The sequence below is a fragment of the Brevundimonas olei genome (assembly GCF_037055245.1).
In the GTDB taxonomy this organism is placed as follows: Bacteria; Pseudomonadota; Alphaproteobacteria; order Caulobacterales; family Caulobacteraceae; genus Brevundimonas; species Brevundimonas olei.
The window spans coordinates 3025414-3044935 of sequence record NZ_CP146369.1; the positions used below are offsets into that span (position 1 = coordinate 3025414).

At 67.6% G+C, this 19522-nt stretch carries 14 protein-coding genes; 8 read left to right on the forward strand and 6 right to left on the reverse strand.

Going from position 1 to position 19522, the window contains the following annotated elements:
• Positions 1 to 26: 26 nt before the first annotated feature.
• Positions 27 to 1310: an MFS transporter gene (locus tag V8J38_RS14675; protein WP_338576692.1), complete on the reverse strand. Its 1284-nt coding sequence runs from the start codon at positions 1308 to 1310 to the stop codon at positions 27 to 29.
• 279 nt (positions 1311 to 1589) lie between these two features.
• Here V8J38_RS14675 and V8J38_RS14680 point away from each other — a divergent pair, with 279 nt between their 5' ends.
• The 4 genes from V8J38_RS14680 (at position 1590) to gltB (ending at position 10883) form a co-directional block, all read left to right on the forward strand.
• Positions 1590 to 3377, forward strand: a complete 1788-nt coding sequence (locus V8J38_RS14680; protein WP_338576694.1) for a sensor histidine kinase — start codon at positions 1590 to 1592, stop codon at positions 3375 to 3377.
• On the forward strand, positions 3374 to 4708 hold the full coding sequence (locus V8J38_RS14685; protein ID WP_338576696.1) for a sigma-54 dependent transcriptional regulator: 1335 nt from the start codon (positions 3374 to 3376) through the stop codon (positions 4706 to 4708). Before V8J38_RS14680 ends, V8J38_RS14685 begins: the two co-directional genes overlap by 4 nt.
• A gap of 218 nt (positions 4709 to 4926) precedes the next feature.
• Positions 4927 to 6360 (forward strand): NAD(P)-dependent oxidoreductase, encoded by a 1434-nt coding sequence (locus tag V8J38_RS14690; protein ID WP_338576698.1) that lies wholly within the window; start codon positions 4927 to 4929, stop codon positions 6358 to 6360.
• A complete protein-coding gene (gene gltB / locus V8J38_RS14695; RefSeq protein WP_338576700.1) occupies positions 6357 to 10883 on the forward strand; it encodes a glutamate synthase large subunit in 4527 nt (1508 codons plus the stop codon). Before V8J38_RS14690 ends, gltB begins: the two co-directional genes overlap by 4 nt.
• A gap of 18 nt (positions 10884 to 10901) precedes the next feature.
• On the opposite strand, the gene V8J38_RS14700 is transcribed toward gltB, so the two are convergent.
• Positions 10902 to 11651, reverse strand: a complete 750-nt coding sequence (locus tag V8J38_RS14700; protein WP_338576702.1) for an SDR family NAD(P)-dependent oxidoreductase — start codon at positions 11649 to 11651, stop codon at positions 10902 to 10904.
• 38 nt (positions 11652 to 11689) lie between these two features.
• Positions 11690 to 12448, reverse strand: coding sequence for a 3-oxoacyl-ACP reductase (locus V8J38_RS14705; protein ID WP_338576704.1), 759 nt, complete (start codon positions 12446 to 12448; stop codon positions 11690 to 11692).
• Positions 12449 to 12565: 117 nt separating this feature from the next.
• Between V8J38_RS14705 and V8J38_RS14710 the strand changes: the two genes are divergently transcribed.
• From V8J38_RS14710 to V8J38_RS14720, 3 genes are read left to right on the forward strand one after another with little or no spacing between them, the layout of a single operon-like run.
• The gene (locus V8J38_RS14710; protein ID WP_338576705.1) at positions 12566 to 12850 is read left to right on the forward strand and encodes a metalloregulator ArsR/SmtB family transcription factor; all 285 of its coding nucleotides are present in this window, start codon (positions 12566 to 12568) and stop codon (positions 12848 to 12850) included.
• Positions 12847 to 13518, forward strand: coding sequence for an SdpI family protein (locus V8J38_RS14715; protein ID WP_338576706.1), 672 nt, complete (start codon positions 12847 to 12849; stop codon positions 13516 to 13518). Before V8J38_RS14710 ends, V8J38_RS14715 begins: the two co-directional genes overlap by 4 nt.
• Before the next feature lie 29 nt (positions 13519 to 13547).
• Positions 13548 to 14477: an alpha/beta hydrolase gene (locus V8J38_RS14720; RefSeq protein ID WP_338576708.1), complete on the forward strand. Its 930-nt coding sequence runs from the start codon at positions 13548 to 13550 to the stop codon at positions 14475 to 14477.
• 33 nt (positions 14478 to 14510) lie between these two features.
• Here V8J38_RS14720 and V8J38_RS14725 read toward each other — a convergent pair whose 3' ends face one another.
• The 3 genes from V8J38_RS14725 to V8J38_RS14735 form a co-directional block, all read right to left on the reverse strand.
• Positions 14511 to 15245, reverse strand: a complete 735-nt coding sequence (locus V8J38_RS14725; protein WP_338576709.1) for a prephenate dehydrogenase — start codon at positions 15243 to 15245, stop codon at positions 14511 to 14513.
• Positions 15242 to 16579 carry a dihydroorotase gene (locus tag V8J38_RS14730; RefSeq protein WP_338576711.1) on the reverse strand — a complete coding sequence of 446 codons (1338 nt, stop codon included), beginning with the start codon at positions 16577 to 16579 and terminating at the stop codon, positions 15242 to 15244. Before V8J38_RS14730 ends, V8J38_RS14725 begins: the two co-directional genes overlap by 4 nt.
• Positions 16580 to 16647: 68 nt before the next feature.
• Entirely contained in the window at positions 16648 to 17604 is a 957-nt protein-coding gene (locus tag V8J38_RS14735; protein WP_338576717.1) for a glycosyltransferase family 9 protein, read from the reverse strand.
• Between the two features lie 530 nt (positions 17605 to 18134).
• Here V8J38_RS14735 and V8J38_RS14740 point away from each other — a divergent pair.
• On the forward strand, positions 18135 to 19511 hold the full coding sequence (locus V8J38_RS14740; RefSeq protein WP_338576718.1) for an NAD(P)/FAD-dependent oxidoreductase: 1377 nt from the start codon (positions 18135 to 18137) through the stop codon (positions 19509 to 19511).
• Positions 19512 to 19522 lie beyond the last annotated feature (11 nt).

Sequence of the window (19522 nt, forward strand, 5' to 3'; positions counted from 1 at the left end):
TGTGATTACGCTCGCTAATACTGATTTCAATCGTGAGTAATCATGCTCTTATGTTTAGTATCTCTCATGAAAACAAAAACGATGAGCGATATGCCGATCATGACCGTCACGTACCAAAAGTAGGCGCTCTCGTTATTCTGTGACTTGAACCACAGAGCGGCGTACTCGGCCGTGCCGCCGAACAGGGCGTTGGCGATGGCGTAAGGCAGGGCCACGCCCAGGGCCCGCACATGCGCCGGGAACAGTTCGGCCTTCACCACGGCGTTGATGGCGGTGTAGCCGGACACGATCACGAGGGCCGCAAGAGCCAGGGCGAAGGCCGCCGGCGCGCTGTTCACCGTGGCCAGGGCCGACATGATCGGCACGGTGAAGAGCACGCCCAGCACGCCGAAGGCGATCATCACCGGACGCCGCCCGATCCGGTCCGACAAGGCTCCGACGACGGGCTGCAGCAGCATGAAGACCAGAAGGGCCGCAGCGCTGATCTGGGTGGCCGCGTCCTTGGAAAAGCCCGACGTGTTGACCAGGAATTTCTGCAGATAGGTGGTGTAGGTATAGAAGGCGAGCGTGCCGCCGGCCGTCAGCCCCATCACCAGAAGCGCTTCCTTCGGGTGCTTGAGGATCAGCAGCATGGCGCTGGATTTCGGCGCGGCGCGGGTGTCTTCCGCCTTAAAGGCGTTGGTCTCGTCCAGACCCCGGCGCAGCCAGAACACCACCACGGCCAGGCCCGCCCCGACGAAGAAGGGAATGCGCCAGCCCCAGGCGCTCAGCGCCTCATCCGTCATCGTCGCCTGCAGGACGATGAGCAACAGCAGGGCCAGAAGCTGGCCCGAGATCAGGGTCACATACTGGAAACTGGACCAGAAGCCGCGGTTCTTGGCCGTCGCCATCTCGGACAGGTAGGTGGCCGAAGAACCGTATTCTCCGCCGACGCTGATGCCCTGCAACAGCCGGGCGACCAGCAGCAGGGCCGGCGCGGCGATGCCGATCTGGGCGTACCCCGGCGTGCAGCCGATCAGCAGGGAGCCGGCGCACATCAGGGTGACCGACAAGGTCAGGCCGGCCTTGCGGCCTCGTCTGTCGGCGTAGACGCCCATGATCCAGGCGCCGATGGGCCGCATCAGGAAACCGACCGCAAAAACGGCCGCGGCGCCTAGAAGTTGGGCCGTTCCATCCTCACTCGGGAAAAAGATCGGCGCAAAATAAAGCGCGAACGCAGCATAGGCATACCAGTCAAACCACTCGACTAGATTGCCTGTTGATCCGCCTATGATGTTCTTGAGGCGGCGCGCGTTAGTCATTGAAGACATATCACCGACTCCGGGAGAATCTATTCTTGCAATCGAAGTGATCCCGGCTCATCAAATCTGACATATCCGCGCCCCCAATCCCTTAAACCGCTCTGCGACGGCTCGATGAAGAATGATAGTCATGGGGATGATCGGGGCGGCAACGCAGTCGCGCGAAAACTTCACAACACGATGTTTTTCTTCATTTTAACGCCTGTCTCGTCCCGATCCCGCGCCGCTCCGGCGTGCCGAAAACCGCCCATGTGAGACCGCCTTTTGTCCCGCAAACCACACAGTTCCATGCGAAACGCCCTGCAGCCGCGACACCGCATGCTGACGCTGGTGGCGGTCAGCCTCATCCTGGGCTGCGGACTGGCGGTCTGGAGCGGCGCCTACTGGGCTGCGCGCCAGGCCCGGTTGGCGACGGACGCCGCCGCCGCCGAGCAGGCGGACAAGCGCGCGCGCCAACTGGCCGGCGCCCTCCAGAAGTTCCGCCTCCTTCCCTTGGTGCTGAGCGAATACCCCGACGTCCACGCCGTGCTCAGCGACGCCCGTCCCGATTCCGTGGCGCGCCTGAACGGCAAGCTGGAGCTGCTGGCGGAGCGGACCGACGCGGCCGCCATCTATGTCATCGCGCCGAACGGCCTGACGCTGGCGGCGAACAACTGGAACGAGCCCGGCAGCTTCGTCGGACAGAATTTCAGCTATCGCCCCTACTTCCTCAACGCCATGGCTCATGGGGAGGCCGAACTCTTTGCGGTCGGCTCGGTCACCGGGCGGCCAGGCTTCTTCATCGCCCGCAGGATCGACGACGGCGCTCGAACCCTGGGCGTCATCGTCGTCAAAATCGATTTCGCCGATCTGGAAGCGCAATGGAGCGGAACGGCCGAGCACACCCTGGTCGTCGATCCTCGCGGCGTCGTCATCATCACCGACCACGACCCCTGGCGATTTCGCGCCACACGCCCGCTGACGCCTGAAGATCATCAGGGCATCCGCAGCGCCCTTCAGTTCGCCTCCCTGCCGCTGTCGCCGCTCCGGTTCATGCAGAATAGAGACGGGGACCTGAGCATGGCCGATGCGGAAGGCCGCTTTCGTTCGTCGAGAACGGCTGCGGCCATCGAAGGCGCATCCCTGCTGCATGTGGCTTCGCTGGAGCCGGCCTACAGGAGCGCCAACCTCCAGGCCCGCCTGGTCGTCTTCGCCGTCCTGGCCGCCGCCGTCATGGCCTTCGCCGCCTATTGGCGCATCCACATGGGCCGCCTGGCCCAGGTTCGCGCCCGTCAGGCCCTGGAGGAGGAAGTCGATGCGCGCACCAGCGAGTTGCGCGACGCCAATCGCCGCCTGCGCGAGGAATCACAAGGGCGCCTGGCGGCCGACCGTCGGTGGCGCGCCGCCAGCGAAGAACTGGCCCAGGCCAACCGCCTCGGCCTGATCGGCCAGGTCACGGCCGGCGTCGCCCACGAGATCAACCAGCCGATCGCCGCGATCCGCGCCTTCGCCGAAAACGGCGCGCGCTATCTGCAGCGCGGCAGCATCGCCAAGGTTCAGGACGATCTGGCGTCCATTGTCGACCTGACCGACCGCGTCGCGCGGATCACGACGGAGCTGCGCTCCTTTTCACGCAAGCGGACCCCGCTGGTGGACGAAGTCAGCCTGAACGAGGCGCTGGACGGCGCCCTGCTGCTGATCGGCGACCGTTTACGCACGGCCGGCGTTCGCCTGGACTGGACCCCGCCTGTGGAGACTCTGCGAGTCTGCGCCGACAAGATGCGGCTGGAGCAGATCTTCATCAACCTGATCCAGAATGCGACCGACGCCTTGCAGGGTCGGCCCGACCCGACCATCGCCGTCGTCATGGAGATCGGCGAAGAGGATGTTTCGATTGTCATCGCCGACAACGGTCCAGGCGTCTCTCCCGAGCTGGCGGGGTCCCTCTTCACGCCTTTCGTCACCAGCAAGCCGACTGGATTGGGCCTCGGCCTCGGCATCGCCCGAGACATCGCCCGTGAGTTCGGCGGCTCCCTTTCCCTGGCGGCTTCGCCCTTGGGCGGCGCTGCGTTTCGTGTTCGATTGAGACGCGCATGACGACTCCGGAAACTCCCCCCTCGGTTCTGTTCATCGAGGATGACGCCGAGTTGCGGCGCGCGATCGTCGACGCGCTGGATCTTGAATCAATCGTCGTTCAGGCCCTGCCTGACGCCGCCCAGGCCCTGGCCGCCCTGACGCCTCAGTTCCGCGGCGTGGTGGTGTCCGACATCCGCATGCCGGGCATGGACGGACTGGAGCTGTTCTCACGCATTCGCGAACTGGATTCGCAGATTCCCGTCATTCTGATCAGCGGGCACGCCGATGTTCCGATGGCGGTTCAGGCGCTGCAGGACGGCGCCTTCGATTTCCTGACCAAACCCTTCGCCATGGATCGGCTGATCAACGCCGTGAATCAGGCGCAGGACTATCGGACCCGCGCCCTGGCGCATCGCGCGCTCCGCGCGGCGACGGAAGCCGCCGCCCACGCCAACGCCCTGCTGATCGGCGAAAGCGCCGCCATGGTCGCCCTGCGCGAGGCCATCGCCCGCATCGCCGCATCGGATCTGGACGTTCTGGTCGAAGGGGAAACCGGCACCGGCAAGGAGCTCGCGGCCCTGACCCTGCACCGTCTCAGCAAGCGACGCGGCAAGAGCTTCATACCGGTCAACTGCGGCGCCATCCCCGATCACTTCGCCGAGGTCGAGCTGTTCGGCCAGACGCTGGACGGCTCCGGCTATCGTCGCACCGCCCAGGTCGGCCGGATCGAGGCGGCGGACAAGGGCACGCTGTTCCTTGACGAGATCGACAGCATGAGCCCCGGCGTCCAGGTCAAGCTGTTGCGCGTCCTCGAGGAACGCACCCTGACGCCGGGCGGCGAGCCCTATCCTGTCGATATCCGGGTCATCGCCGCTTCGAAACGGGATCTGGAAGGCGCGGCTCGAGAGGGCGCTTTCCGATCCGACCTGTTCTATCGTCTGAACGTCGTGCGTTTGCGGATGCCCCCGCTGCGCGAACGACGAGAGGATATCCTGCCGCTGTTCGCGCATTTCCTGGCGGACCGGAAGCAGGGGACGGAGATGGACGCCTACGCCGTATCCGACCCCATTCGCCGACACCTTATGGAGCATAGCTGGCCCGGCAATGTGCGGGAGTTGCGCAATTTCGCCCTCAGCACCCTGGTCAACGCCCCGGACGTCGAACCCGCCGCGACGCCGTCGCCTCAAAGTCTCACAGATCGGGTGGACGCCTTCGAGGCCGCTCTGATCCGCGAAGCCTTGCAGGCCGCCAGGGGCAACGTCTCCGAGGTCATCGCCCGCCTGGCGACGCCCAGGAAGACGCTTTACGGCAAGTTCAAGCGCCTCAACATCGATCCGGCGGACTATCGCTAGCCCGACTTTCGCGACCGCTTCGTGCGGATACGCTCCGGCGAGACGCGTTGCGCGCCCTGAGCGACGCTCGCAAAACCCACTGCATCGCACACCACAGAAAGGCCCATTGCTGCCGGAAAGCAGCAAACCAGAGAAAAAATCTTCCGGTCGATTACTTTTTCAGCCAGATTGAGAAAAAATATTTTGTCAGTCGCCTCGCCACACCGTTTAATGAGCGGATGCAAAAAGGCGGACGTTCCAACCCAGGCGGTTTCCTGATTGAACAGCGGCGGCTTGAGAAACAGCCGGCCGAGCAGCGCGTACGCGCCTTCACGGAAATCACGCTCAAACCGACCGCCGAGCGCGGGACGGCCCAGGCGTCGCGCTGCACCGACTGCGGCGTGCCCTTCTGTCAGAACGCCTGTCCGCTTCAGAACAACATCCCCGACTGGCTGGCGTTGTCGGCGGACGGCGACCTGCGCGAGGCCTGGCGCGTCGCCTCGGCCACCTCGACCATGCCCGAAATCTGCGGCCGCATCTGTCCGCAGGACCGCCTGTGCGAAGGCGCCTGCACCCTGCAGCAATCCGGCTGGGACGGCGTGACCATCGGCTCGGTCGAGGCCTGGATCGCCGATGCGGCCTTCGACAACGGCTGGGTCGAGCCCATCCGTCCCCTGGCCGAACGCGGCCAGAGCGTCGCCGTCGTCGGCTCCGGCCCGGCCGGTCTGGCCGCCGCCGATCGCCTGCGCAGCGAAGGCTATGCCGTCGTCGTCTATGACCGCCACGACCGCGCCGGCGGCCTGCTGACCTACGGCATCCCCGGCTTCAAGCTGGAGAAGCGCATCGTCCAGCGCCGCGTCGACCGCCTGATCGAAAGCGGGGTCGAGTTCGCGCTGAACACCAATGTCGGCGTCGATGTGACGATGGACGAGCTGCGCGCGCGCCACGACGCCGTCCTTCTGGCCATGGGCGTCTATCAGGCCCGCACCCTGAGCGTTCCAGGTCGCGGTCCGAACGACACCGTCGCCGCGCTCGACTTCCTGATCGCCCAGAACCGCGTCGACTGCGGCGACGCCGCCGATGCCTCTGCGCCCCACGCGGCCGGTCGCGACGTCGTCGTCGTCGGCGGCGGCGATACGGCCATGGACTGCGTCCGCACCGCCGTCCGTCAGGGCGCGAACAGCGTCGTCTGCCTGTATCGCCGCGACCGCGACAACATGCCGGGTTCCGCCCGCGAGGTGCAGAACGCCGAGGAGGAAGGCGTCCGCTTCGAATGGCTGGGCGCGCCCAAGGCCCTGATGTCCAAGGGCGAGGCCGTCGTCGCCGTCCGCGCCCACCGCATGGCCCTGACCGAAGCCGCCCCCAGCGGCCGTCGCGACATCGCCCCCCTGGCCGGCTCCGACTTCGATCTGCCCGCCGATCTGGTGATCGAGGCCCTCGGCTTCGAGCCCGAGGCCTTCGCCGAGCAGCTCGACGCCGGGCTCGGCCTGACCAAATGGAACACCCTGCAGGTGGCGCGCGGCGGTTTCGCCACCACCCTGCCCGGCGTGTTCGCCGCCGGGGACGCCGTGCGCGGCGCCTCCCTCGTCGTCTGGGCCGTGCGCGACGGCCAGGACGCTGCTGCCGAAATCGACCGTTACCTGCGCGCGCGCACCGAGGAAGCCGCCGCATGACCGACGCACAGCAACAAAACTGGCTGGCCCACTACGAAGAAAACCGCGCCCGACTGATCGAAGCCGGCGCCTATGATCCGTCCTCGGAACGCGACGCCTGCGGCGTGGGTCTGGTCTGCGCCATCGACGGCAAGCCGCGCCGCGAGATCGTCGAGATGGCCATCAAGTCGCTGAAGGCCGTGGCCCACCGCGGCGCGGTCGACGCCGACGGCCTGTCCGGCGACGGCGCCGGCGTCATGATCGAACTGCCCCAGGCATTCTTCGCGGCTCAGGTGCGCGCCGTCGGCCAGACCCTGCGTCCCGCCCCCATCGCCGTGGGTCAGGTCTTCCTGCCGCGCACCGACCTGGGCGCCCAGGACCACGCTCGCGCCATCGTCGAAGCCGAGGCCATCCGCTCGGGCTTCTACATCTACGGCTGGCGTCAGACGCCGATGGACCTGTCGGTCGTGGGCGTCCGCGCCGACGCCACCCGACCCGAGATCGAGCAGATCATGCTGGCCGCGCCGGAAGGCATGGAGATCGAGGAGCTGGAGCGCGAGCTCTTCCTGTGCCGCCGTCGCATCGAAAAGGCGGTGCAGGCGAGCGGCCTGAACGGCTTCTACCTGTGCTCCCTGTCGGCCCGCTCCATCGTCTACAAGGGCATGGTCCGCGCCGAGCTGCTGGGCCAGCTGTATCATGACCTGAACGACCCCACGGTCGAGGCCGGCTACGCCGTCTTCCACCAGCGCTACTCGACCAACACCTTCCCCGAATGGAAGCTGGCCCAGCCCTTCCGCATGCTGGCCCACAACGGCGAGATCAACACCCTCCAGGGCAATCTGAACTGGATGCGCAGCCACGAGATCCGCATGGCGGCCTCGGCCTTCGGCGACCGCGACCAGGAGGTCAAGCCGGTGGTCCAGCCGGGCGGCTCGGACTCGGCGGCCCTGGACAATGTCTTCGAGGTTCTGGTCCGCGCCGGGCGCCCCGCCCCCCTGGCCAAGGCCCTGCTGGTCCCCGAAGCCTGGTCCTCGGACGACGTGGTGATGAAGCCTGAACACCGCGCCCTCTACGCCTATTGCAACGCGGTGATGGAGCCGTGGGACGGCCCCGCCGCCCTGTGCGCCGTCGACGGCCGCTGGGTCGTGGCGGGCAAGGACCGCAACGGCCTGCGCCCCCTGCGGGCCGTGGAAACCGTGGACGGCCTGCTGCTGGCGGGCTCGGAGGCCGGTCTGGTCCCCCTGCCCGAGGGCCGCATCAGGCGCCGCCTGCATATCGGCCCCGGCAAGCTGATCGCCGTCGACCTGAAGCACGGCCGCATCTACGACGAACATGAGGCCGTCGACGCCCTGGCCGCCGCCCAGCCCTATTCCGACTGGCTGGACAACATGGTCGATCTGGAGCCGATCATCGGCCCCGGACCGGAACCGCGCGCCGCCACCGGCGAGGCCCTGATCCGTCGTCAGATCGCCGCCGGTTTCAGCCGCGAGGACCTGGACCTGCTGCTGGACACTCTGGTCCGCGACGGCAAGGAGGCCGTGGGTTCCATGGGCGACGACGCCCCGCCCGCCGTCCTGTCCAGCCTGCCGCGCCCGTTGGCGCACTATTTCCGCCAGAACTTCAGCCAGGTCACCAACCCGCCCATCGACCCCCTGCGCGAAGCCGGGGCCATGAGCCTGAAGACCCGCTTCAAGAACCTCGGCAACATCCTGGCCCAGGACGAGGCCCAGACCGAGGTCTTCGTGCTGGATAGCCCGGTCCTGACCACCGGCATGTACCAGCGCCTGCTGGGCGTCGTCGCCGACGGCTCGACCACGGTGATCGACTGCACCTATCCCGTTCCGGCAGAAGGCGACCGCCCCGGCGCCGGCCTGCGTCAGGCGCTCGACCGCATCCGCGACGAAGCCGAGGCCGCCGCCCGCGACGGCGCCACCCTGATCGTCCTGACCGACGAGCACGCCTCGGCCGAGCGTCTGGCCGCGCCCATGATCCTGGCCACCGCCGGCACCCATGGCCGCCTGATCGCGGCGGGCCTGCGCACCTATTGCTCTCTGGTGGTGCGCTCCGCCGAGACCCTGGACCCGCATGCCTTCGCCGTCCTGGTCGGAGTCGGCGCCACCGCCGTCAATCCTTGGCTGGCGCAGGAGCTGTTCCAGGAGCGTCTGGATCGCGGCGCCTATCCGGGCCTGACGCTCCACGACGCCTGCCTGAACTACAAGCACGGCATAGAGGCCGGTCTGCTGAAGGTGCTGGCGCGCAAGGGCATCAGCATCATCTCCGCCTATCGCGGCGGCTGCGAATTCGAGGTCCTGGGCCTGTCGCGGGCCCTGGCCGCCGAGTTCTTCCCCGGCGCCCCGTCGCGCATCTCGGGCATCGGCCTGGCCGGTCTGGAGCAGGCGGCGCTCAAGCGTCACTCGGTCGCCTTCGGCGCGGCCGTACCTTCCCCGTCCATGGGCGGCTTCTTCCGCATCCGTGCGGGCGGCGAGGCCCACGCCCATGACGCGAAGACCATCCACCTGTTGCAGGACGCGGTGAACCGCGGCGACTACAGGCGCTTCAAGCAATACTCCGAAGCCGTCCGCGAGCAGCCTGACCTTTCCTTACGCGATCTGCTGGACTTCAAGGACGGTCTGACCCCGGTGCAGTTTCACGAGGTCGAGAGCGTCTCGGACATCCGCCGCCGCTTCCTGTCCCAGGCCATGTCGCTCGGCGCCCTGTCGCCTGAGGCCCATGAGACCCTGAACATCGCAATGAACCGAATGGGCGCGCGCGCCGTGTCCGGCGAGGGCGGCGAGGACCCGGCCCGCTATGTGCCGCGCCCCAACGGCGACAACGCCAACTCGGCGGTCAAGCAGGTGGCCTCGGGCCGCTTCGGCGTCACCGCCGAATACCTGAACCAGTGCCGCGAGATCGAGATCAAGGTGGCCCAGGGCGCCAAGCCTGGCGAGGGCGGCCAGCTGCCCGGTTTCAAGGTCACCGAGTTCATCGGCCGGATGCGCCACGCCGTGCCCGGCACGACCCTGATCAGTCCGCCGCCGCACCACGACATCTATTCGATCGAGGATCTGGCCCAGCTGATCTACGACCTGAAGGCGATCAATCCCGACGCCAAGGTCACGGTCAAACTGGTCTCGGCCACCGGCATCGGCGCCATTGCATCCGGGGTCGCCAAGGCCAAGGCCGACGCCATCCTGATCGCCGGCCACAACGGCGGCACGGGCGCCTCGCCCCAGACCTCGGTCAAACACGCCGGGATGCCGTGGGAGATCGGCCTGGCCGAGGCGCATCAGGTGCTCAGCCTGAACCACCTGCGCTCCTCGGTATCTCTGCGCGCCGACGGCGGCATCCGCACCGGCCGCGACGTGGTCCTGGCCGCCCTCTTGGGGGCCGAGGAATACGGCATCGGCACCTCGGGCCTGATCGCCATGGGCTGTCTGATGGTGCGCCAGTGCCATTCCAACACCTGCCCGGTCGGCGTCTGCTCGCAGGACGAGCGCCTGCGCGCCAAGTTCACCGGCACGCCGGAGAAGGTGGTCAACCTCTTCACCTTCATCGCCGAGGAGGTCCGCGAGATCCTGGCCTCCATCGGCGCGCGCACGATCGACGAGATCGTCGGCCGCACCGACCTGCTGCGTCAGACACGGCGCGGCGGTTCGCATCTGGACGACCTGGACCTCAATCCGCTGCTGATGAAGGTCGATGTCGACCGGCCCGGCCGCTGGGCCGACAAGGCGCGCCAGCCCGTCCCCGAGAGCCTGGACGCCCAGGTGCTGAAGGACGCGGGCGCCTTCCTGGAGCGCGGCCAGACGCTGGAGCTGTCCTATCCGCTGAACAACACCCAGCGCACGGCCGGCGCCGGCGTGTCCTCGGCCATCGTCCGCAAGTTCGGCCCCGAGGGCCCGCAAGGCCGTCTGAAGCTGAAGCTGGAAGGCATCGCCGGTCAGAGCTTCGGCGCCTTTGGCGCACGCGGCCTGATCCTCGACGTCACCGGCGAGGTCAACGACTACGTCGGCAAGGGCCTGTCCGGCGCCGACATCCACGTCCGCCCCCAGGAGTGGCGCGAGAACCAGCAGGTCTGCGGCAACACCACCCTGTATGGCGCGACGTCAGGCCGTCTGTTCGTGGCGGGCGCGGCGGGCGAACGCTTCGCCGTCCGTAACTCCGGCGCCGAGGCCGTGGTCGAGGGCCTGGGCGCGCACGGCTGCGAATACATGACCGGCGGCCGGGTGGTGGTGCTCGGCGCGGTCGGCTGGAACCTGGCGGCGGGCATGAGCGGCGGCGAACTGTTCGTGCTCGACGTCGACGGCCGCGCCGCCCAGGCCCTGAACGGCGACCTGGCCGGGATCGGCCGCATCGATGCTGAAGCCGAATCCCGGCTGAAGGCCCTGATCGAGGCCCACGCCAGCGCCACCGCTTCGCCCCTGGCCCAGCGCATCCTGGCGGATTGGCCGAAATACGCGCCGCGCTTCGTCCGGATCGCGCCGAAAACCGTCCTCGCCGCCGAAGCCGCTGAGACCGACGTCAGGCTGGCCCAACCCGCCTGACGTCATTCCTCCGTCGCGTCAGGCGCGCGCCACCTGGAAGCCGGCGAAGGACTGGCTGACCGGCATCAGCTCCAGCGCATTGATGTTCAGGTGCGTCGGCAGGGTCGCGACCCAGAACAGGGTCTCGGCGATGTCCTCGCCGGTCATGGGCTGAGCGCCGCCATAGAGGGCGTCGGACGCCGCCTGGTCGCCGCCGGTGCGGACCAGGGTGAACTCCGTCTCGGCCATGCCCGGCTCGATGGAGGTGACGCGCACCCCAGTCCCGTGCAGGTCCGAGCGCAGCCCCAGCGAGAACTGGCGCACGAAGGCCTTGGTCCCGCCATAGGCGTTGCCGCCCTTGTACGGATAGGTCGCCGCCACCGAACTGATGTTCAGGATCGCCCCCTTGCGCGCGATCAGGCGCGGCAGCAGGCGGTGGGTCAGCGTCACCAGACCGGTGATGTTGGTGTCGATCATCTGGCGCCACTGGGCCAGATCAGCCTCCTGCGCCGTCGCCGTGCCCAGAGCCAGACCGGCGTTGTTGATCAGCACGTCGATGTCGCGGAAGCCCTCGGGCAAGGCGTCCAGCGCCGCGTCGATGGCGGCCTCATCCCGCATGTCGAACGGGGCGACGTGGACCCGATCCGCGCCCAGTTCGGCGACCAGTTCGTCCAGACGTTCCTGACGGCGGCCGGTGGCGATCACCTTCCAGCCCGCGCCCGCAAAACGGCGCGCCGCCGCCCGGCCGATGCCCGAGGTGGCTCCGGTGATCAGAATGACGCCGCTCATAATATCCGTCCTGGCTGAGGCTTTGCTGTGGGGGTGACTTAATCCCGCACCAGGCCGCCGTCGACCACCAGATTCTGTCCCGTCACCGCCCGGCTCCACGGCGAGGCGAAGAAGAGGGCGGCGTCGGCGAACTCTTCCGGCGTGGTGACCGAGCGCAACGGCGTCATGCTGGCGATCAGGTCGAACACGGCTTCCGGCGTCGCCGCGCTGGCGTCGGTGGTGCGCAGCAGGCCGCCCGAGATCATGTTGACGGTGATGCCCGACGGCCCCAGATCGCCCGCCGCCGTCCGCGTCAGGCTGAGCAGGGCGGCCTTGGCGGCCGTGTAGTCGTGATAGGGCACGACCGGATTCTGGAACAGGTTGGTGCCGATGTTGACCACCCGGCCGAATTTTTGCGCCGTCATGCCCGGCGCCGTCGCCTGGATGACGTTCAGAGCGCCGCGGATCACGGTCGTGAACTGACGCTCCATGTCCGCCCACGGGATATCGGCCATCTGGGCGCGGGCGTCGCCGTTGAAGCTGTAGTCCAGCGCATTGTTGACCACCGTGCTGACCGGTCCGCCGAAATGCGCCTCGACCCCGGCGACCATCGCGTCAACGCCTGCACGATCCGTCACGTCAGCCTGAACGGCCAGCGCGCGCTCGCCCAGCTCCGTCGCCAGCGCCTCGGCCCGTTCGCCGCTGCTGCGCCAGTTGATCGCCACCCGCGCGCCCTGCCCGGCGAAGGCCCGCGCCGCCGCCGCGCCCACGCCGCGCGCCCCGCCGGTGATGAGAACGATCTGATCGCGGATTTCCATGAGAACAACTCGCAGCTTCTGAACCGACCTCAGCCATAGGCCGCGCCTGCCGTGAACGCCAGCACGCCTCGCCGAACGCGGGTTGTATTTAGGATATTTCCTAAGTACGCTTTTCCCATGAACAGCCTGTTCAAGGCCCTGTCCCATCCGGTGCGGCGGCGCATCATCGCCATGCTGCGCAAGGGGCCGCTGGCGTCCGGCGACATCGCCGCCGCCTTCGACATGAGTTGGCCGACCATCACCGGCCACCTCAACGCGCTCAAGGAGGCCGGTCTGGTCAGCCCCGAGCGCGAAGGGCAGTCGATCCGTTATCGGCTGGAGATTTCGGCGGTCGAGGAGGCCCTGGCCTTCCTGATGGATCTGAGCGGGACGGGCGCAGCAAAAGGAGGAGGACCGTCATGACTAGAGTGAAACCGGACGCCCTGGATCTGGCCTCGATCGTTCTGATCGTCGCCGTCGCCTCCCTGGCGATCTGGGTCGGAACCGCAGGCCCGACGACGCCGATCCCCATCCATTTCAACCTGGCGGGAGAAGCCGACGGCTGGGCCCCGCGCGGCCAGGTCGCGTGGATGATCGGCGGCCTCGGCGTAGTCGCCGCCGCGACCGTCGGCGGGTGCAGCCTTTACGCGCGGCGAGCGCAGACCGATCCCGCGCGCCGACGCAGCCTCAAGAGCGCTCAGTTGGTCAGCCTGCTGGCCTTCGCCAGCTGCATCGGCCTGATCGCCTTTCCCCTGTTCAGCGCCGTCCCGCCCAGCCAGGGCGCGCACATGGCCCTGACCGCCCTCCTATTACTTGCGGTCGGCGCCTTCCTCGGCCGCGTCGGACCCAACGTCGCCGTCGGGGTGCGCACCCCGTGGAACTACAAGAGCAAGCTGGCGTGGGAACGCTCCAACCGCTTAGCTGGACGGCTGATGTTCGGCCTGGGTCTAGCCGGACTGGTCGCCGCGCCGATCGCGCCCCAGCCTCTGGGGTTCAGCGCCCTGATCATCGGCGTCCTGATCGCCACCGCCTGGTCGGTGTTCGAGAGCTGGCGCGTGTGGCGCGCCGATCCGGACCGACAACCCTTCTGACCCCTGCCCATCTGACGACGGAGACAAGCATGCTGACCCTCGCCGCCGCCCTGCTCCTCTCACCGGTTTCGACGCCGGTCGAGTCGCCGTCCAGCCCTGCACCCTTGCACGGATCCCTGCTGACGCCCGAAGGCGAGACGCGCGCAGCCGCCGTCATCATTCCCGGCTCCGGACCGACGGATCGCGACGGGAACAGCCCGCAGTTCGGCATTCAGGCCGCGACCTATCGCCTGCTGGCCGAAGGTCTGGCCGAACGCGGCGTCGCCACTGTCCGCATCGACAAGCGCGGCATCGGCGAGAGCGCCGCCGCCGGTCCCTCCGAAGCCGACCTGCGCTTCTCAACCTATGCCGAGGACGCCCGCACGTGGGCGGCCGAGGCGGCGGCGAAGACGGGCCGCCCCTGCGCCTGGCTGATCGGCCACAGCGAGGGCGCGCTGGTCGCCTTGGCCGCTGTCGCCGCCAAACCCGACGGAGAGGGCGACAAGGTCTGCGGCCTGGTGCTGCTGTCCGGCGCCGGTCGCCCGGCGGGCGTCGTGCTGCGCGAACAGCTGAACGCCCTGCCCGAACCGCTGAGGACCGAAGCCTATGCCGCCGTCGACGAACTGGAAGCGGGCCGCACGGTCGCCGATCCGCCCGCGTCGCTGGCGGCGTTGTTCCGGCCCTCGGTCCAGCCCTACCTCATCTCCTGGCTGACGCTGGACCCGGCCAAGCTGGCGGCCGCCTATGAGGGGCCGGTCTTCATCGGTCAGGGGACGACGGACATTCAGGTGACGATCGCCGACGCCGAGGCGCTGAAGATCGCCCAGCCGCGCGCCGAACTGGCGATCTGGGACGGAGTGAACCACGTCCTGAAGGTCGCGCCCGCCGAACGCGCCGCCAATATCGCGACCTATATGGACCCCGCCCTGCCGCTGGCGCCCGGCGTGGTCGAGGCCGTGGCGGATTTCATTCTGAAATAAACCCCTTCTCCCCTTGCGGGAGAAGGAAAGCGGTCACCCGTCCAGTTCCGCCCGCGCCTGCTCGGCTAGGTCGAAGAAGCGGCGGCGGACTTCAGCGGCGAAGGGGTTGTCGTGTTCGATGGCGCGGAACACCGCCGCGCTGTCGTGGCGAACCATGTCGACGCCCTGCACGACGCGTTCGAAACTGGTCGTGGTCATCCGCGTCGGCAGCGGCTCCATGGCCAGCAGCACCTTGGCGATCAGATGGGTCAGGCCCTGCACCGTCGCCGCCTCGCGGTCGTGATCCTCTGGCGTGACGACGAAGACCTTGAGCCCCAGCGCCTTCCTGCAGAAGGCGGCGACACGCCACGCCGCCTTGTCGCCGCGCACGGGACAGACGGCGATCCTCAGCCCTGCGATTCCGTCCTTGCCGCTCTGAGGGCCGAACAGGGGGTGGGTGCCGACGATGGCGACGCCTTCGGGCAGGCCGTCCAGCATCACCTCGGCCGGCTTCACCTTCACCGAGCCGACATCGAGGATCAGCGCACCCGCCGCCAGATGCGGCGCGATCGCCGCGACCGTCTCGGCCAGGACGCCGACCGGCACGGCCAGCACCACCGTCGGACAGGCGGCCGCCTCCTCCAGCGTCGTCATTCGGGCGAGCCCCTCGCCGTCGCTGACCGCCGGATCATGGGCGAGGATGTCGAACCCCGGCGACAGATGCTTCGCGGTCAGGCGCCCGAAGGCGCCGAAGCCGATCAGGCCGAGCTTTGGCTTGAGGGCGCTCACCCCGCCAGCGTCTCCTGGAACCGCACCGGGCGGCCGTGCGCCTGACCGATCAGTTCGCCGTCCTTCATCACCACGCGGCCGCGCACGATGGTCGCCACCGGCCAGCCCGTCGCCTCGAAGCCGTCGAAGGGGGTCCAGCCGCAGCGCGTGGCCTGCTGGTCGTGGGTGATGATCTTCTTCGCCTTCAGATCGACGATGGTCAGATCGGCGTCATAGCTGACGGCCATCCGCCCCTTGTTCGCCGTGCCGAACACGCGCTGCGCCCCGCCCGAGGTCAGGTCGATGAAGCGCTCGAGCGACAGGCGGCCGTTGGCGACGTGCGTCAGCATCAGCGGCACCAGGGTCTGCACCCCCGGCATCCCCGATGGCGAGGCCGGATAGGGCTTGGACTTTTCTTCCTTCGTATGCGGCGCGTGGTCCGAGCCCAGCACGTCGGCCACGCCCTGCTGCATCCCCCACAGCCACAGGGCGTCGACGTGTTCCTGCGACCGGATCGGCGGGTTCATCTGGGCGTAGGCGCCGAGGCGCTGATAGGCTTCCGGCGCGACAAGCGTCAGGTGCTGCGGCGTGATCTCGACCGTGGCGACGTCCTTGTGGAAGCGCAGGTATTCCATCTCGTCCTTGGTCGTGACGTGCAGGACGTGGATGCGGGCGCCGGTCTCCTTGGCCAGGCCGACCAGACGGCGGGTGGACATGATGGCGCTTTCGGCGTCGCGAACTTCCGGGTGGCTGGTCCAGTCGCCGGTGCGGGCCAGGTTGCGGCGCTCGACCAGGCGGTATTCGTCTTCGGAGTGGAAGGTGGCGCGACGACGCACGTTCGACAGCACCTTGCGCACGCCCTCGTCGTCGGCGATCAGCAGGTCGCCGGTCGAGGCTCCCATGAAGACCTTGACCCCGCAGCAGCCCGGCAGGCGCTCCAGCTCAGCCAGATGGTCGGCGTTCTCATGCGTGCCGCCGATGTAGAAGGCGTGGTCCGTCCACATCCGGTCGCGCGCCCGCGCCAGCTTGTCCTCCAGCGTGGTCGGATCGGTCGTGTTGGGGTTGGTGTTCGGCATCTCGAACACGGCGACGACGCCGCCCAGGGCCGCAGCGCGGCTGCCGGTCTCCAGGTCTTCCTTCCATTCCAGCCCCGGCTCGCGGAAGTGGACCTGGGTGTCGATGACGCCGGGCAGGACGGTCAGGCCCGTGGCGTCGAACACCTCTCCGGCCGAGGCCTGGCTCAGGTCGCCGATGAAGGCGATGCGGCCGTCGATGACGCCGACGTCGGCCTTGCCCCGCCCGGCGTGGTTGGCCACCTCGCCGCCCCGAACGATCAGGTCATAGGTCTGGGTCATCGCGCGCATCTCCTGAAACTTCGGCGCTTATGCGCGCCGAACAGCCGGGGGCGCAAGCCGAGCGGCGATCAGGCCGCCCGTTCCGCCAGCAGCTTTTTCGTCGCCTTCAGCACCCGCTCATAGGGCAGGTCCATCATGTGCTGAATGTGCTGGTTCAGGCGCGGGTCCAGGTCCTGAAATTCCTGAAGCGTGCGCGGGCCGCGTACGGCGACGCCGGTCCAGGGGCGCTTCAGCGTCTCATCCGAAGGGCCGAAGACCGCCACCGCCGGAACGCCCGCCGCCACGGCCAGCTGGGTCCACAGGGAGTCGCCGCCCAGATAGAGGGTCGCGTGCGACAGGGCGGCCGCCGTCTGCAGCCGCGTCAGCCGTCCCTGCAGTTCGATCACCCGGTCGCGCTTGACCGCCGAGCGGACGGTCTGGGCCGCGTCGCGGTCCGCCTCCTCGCCCACGATCATCAGCCGCCCGCCGGCCAGCGGCCCGCCCTCGCCCAGCAGGGAGATGGCGATCTTGGCGTAGCGATCGGCCGGCCAGCGCTTGCCGATCCAGTCGGCGCCCGGTCCGATCGCCAGGATCGGACCGTCGCCCGGCGGGATCAGGGCGTCGGCAGCCTCCTGCGTATCGCGCCCGATGAACAGGCGGGGAGCGGGAATTTCGTCCAGTTGCAGGGTCCGCGCCGCCTGTTCGACCAGGTGGACGCCCGGCAGGGGCTTGCCCTTCACCGCCCGCCGCTGGCGCCGCAGCTTGCCCGACAGGGTCGAGCCGCGCATGTCGACCACCAGGCCCCAGTTGGTCTCGCGCACCTGGTTCCACAGGGCGATCCAGTCCCAGCGCCCGTCGCGATCAAGCGTGATCAGTCGCTGCAGGCGCGGCAGATCGGCGAACAGCGGTGCGCTGGCCGGCGAGCCGACGACGGTGAAGGTCGCCTGGGGGACAGCCTCGACCAGTTGGGCCAGCGCCCCCGACGACAGGACCGCCTCCTCGGCGTCCGCCTCGGCGATGTAGAGGATCGGAAAACGACCATGCATGAGGTGAGTCTAGCCGGATTCCCTTCGGAATTCAGCGGGAAGATGGCGCGGGCCTTCATCACCTCGCTCCAAGGCCCTGCGCCGCAGCCCGGCCATCGTCCTCCGGCCCGCGCAGCGGGCTGGGGAAGCTCGACGCTCTCGCGACTCGACCGGCGTCGCTCCTTGCACGGAACAGCCTCACCTTCACAGTGATGTGAGGTCAGAAACTTGCCTTACGCCCAACAAATAGGCATATATCCCATATTGATATGACAATATGCAGCCTCTGCGGCGACTATCCTTGAGATAGCTTTTAGATCGCAGCTTGCTTGATCATTGTCAATTTTCGACAAAGCGGAACGATCAATCATGACGCCTCGTGCGCATGAACTCTAATGTATTGAAATGATTTTCATCACCATCGCCGATCACCGAATTACAGCTCAATCATTACCCGTTCCGGTGGTTCGGCCCTCCTGCAGTCCCATGGGTTTTTCGGCCGCCGCGCCGCCCTGCGCCCGGGACTTCTCCCCCATCAGACCAAGGTGAATATGCCCAAGCAAAAACGTATCGCCGTCATCGGCGCCGGCCCGTCCGGCCTGGCCCTGTTGCGCGCCTTCCAATCCGCCCAGGACAAGGGCGCGGACATCCCCGAAATCGTCTGCTACGAGAAGCAGAAGGACTGGGGCGGCATGTGGAACTACAGCTGGCGCACCGGCATCGATGAGAACGGCGAGCCCGTTCACGGCAGCATGTACCGTTATCTGTGGTCGAACGGCCCCAAGGAATGCCTTGAGTTCGCCGACTACACCTTCGACGAGCATTTCAAGAAGACGATCTCCTCCTATCCCCCGCGCGAAGTCCTGTGGGACTACATCCAGGGCCGCGTGAAGAAGGCGAACATCCGCCGGTACATCCGCTTCAACACGGCGGTGAAGGACGTGGCCTTCGACCAGGCGTCGGGCCAGTTCACCGTGACGGCCCAGGACTATTCCGCCGGTCGCCGCACCTCGCAGACGTTCGACCATGTGATCGTCGCCACCGGCCACTTCTCAACGCCGAACGCCCCGTCCTATCCGGGCTTCGATCTGTTCCCCGGTCGTATCCTGCACGCCCACGACTTCCGCGACGCGGCCGAGTTCAAGGGCAAGGATGTCCTGCTGATCGGCTCCAGCTATTCGGCCGAGGACATCGGCTCACAGTGCTACAAGTACGGCGCGAAGTCGGTCACCACCAGCTATCGCAGCCAGCCGATGGGCTATGACTGGCCCAAGGGCTGGGAGGAAAAGCCCTGCCTGACGCGCGTAGACGGCAAGACCGCCCACTTCAGCGACGGCACGCACCGCGATGTCGACGCCATCATCCTGTGCACCGGCTACAAGCACCACTTCCCCTTCCTGCCGGATGCGCTGCGGCTGAAGACCAGCAACCGCCTGTGGCCGCTGAACCTGTACGAAGGGGTGGTCTTCACGCCCAATCCCAAGCTGTTCTACCTGGGGATGCAGGACCTCTGGTACAGCTTAAACATGTTCGACGCCCAGGCCTGGCTGACGCGCGACATCATCATGGAGCGCATCCAGTTGCCCTCGCGCGCCGACATGGAGGCCGCCAACGACCTCTGGCGCGAAAAGGAAGTTGAGATCCGCACGGATGAGCAGGCCTTTGAATATCAGGGCGACTACATCAAGCGCCTGATCGCCCAGACCGACTATCCGGATCTTGATGTCGACAACATCAACCGGATTTTCCTGCAGTGGAAGAAGGACAAGAAGGCCGACATCATGGGCTATCGCGACAAATGCTATCGGTCGGTCCTGACCGGCACCCTGGCGGCGCGTCACCATGTGCCGTGGATGAAGGCGTTCGACGATTCGCTCGAGGCCTATCTGCGCCTGCCCTCGACCCGCAGCCAGGCCGCGCGCGCCTGATGCAACATCCC

Coding starts and splice junctions, on each gene's coding strand:
- V8J38_RS14675 (WP_338576692.1), bottom strand. CDS start 1,310: ATGTCTTCAATGACTAACGCGCGCCGCCTCAAGAACATCATAGGCGGA.
- V8J38_RS14680 (WP_338576694.1), top strand. CDS start 1,590: ATGCGAAACGCCCTGCAGCCGCGACACCGCATGCTGACGCTGGTGGCG.
- V8J38_RS14685 (WP_338576696.1), top strand. CDS start 3,374: ATGACGACTCCGGAAACTCCCCCCTCGGTTCTGTTCATCGAGGATGAC.
- V8J38_RS14690 (WP_338576698.1), top strand. CDS start 4,927: ATGCAAAAAGGCGGACGTTCCAACCCAGGCGGTTTCCTGATTGAACAG.
- gltB (WP_338576700.1), top strand. CDS start 6,357: ATGACCGACGCACAGCAACAAAACTGGCTGGCCCACTACGAAGAAAAC.
- V8J38_RS14700 (WP_338576702.1), bottom strand. CDS start 11,651: ATGAGCGGCGTCATTCTGATCACCGGAGCCACCTCGGGCATCGGCCGG.
- V8J38_RS14705 (WP_338576704.1), bottom strand. CDS start 12,448: ATGGAAATCCGCGATCAGATCGTTCTCATCACCGGCGGGGCGCGCGGC.
- V8J38_RS14710 (WP_338576705.1), top strand. CDS start 12,566: ATGAACAGCCTGTTCAAGGCCCTGTCCCATCCGGTGCGGCGGCGCATC.
- V8J38_RS14715 (WP_338576706.1), top strand. CDS start 12,847: ATGACTAGAGTGAAACCGGACGCCCTGGATCTGGCCTCGATCGTTCTG.
- V8J38_RS14720 (WP_338576708.1), top strand. CDS start 13,548: ATGCTGACCCTCGCCGCCGCCCTGCTCCTCTCACCGGTTTCGACGCCG.
- V8J38_RS14730 (WP_338576711.1), bottom strand. CDS start 16,579: ATGACCCAGACCTATGACCTGATCGTTCGGGGCGGCGAGGTGGCCAAC.
- V8J38_RS14735 (WP_338576717.1), bottom strand. CDS start 17,604: ATGCATGGTCGTTTTCCGATCCTCTACATCGCCGAGGCGGACGCCGAG.
- V8J38_RS14740 (WP_338576718.1), top strand. CDS start 18,135: ATGCCCAAGCAAAAACGTATCGCCGTCATCGGCGCCGGCCCGTCCGGC.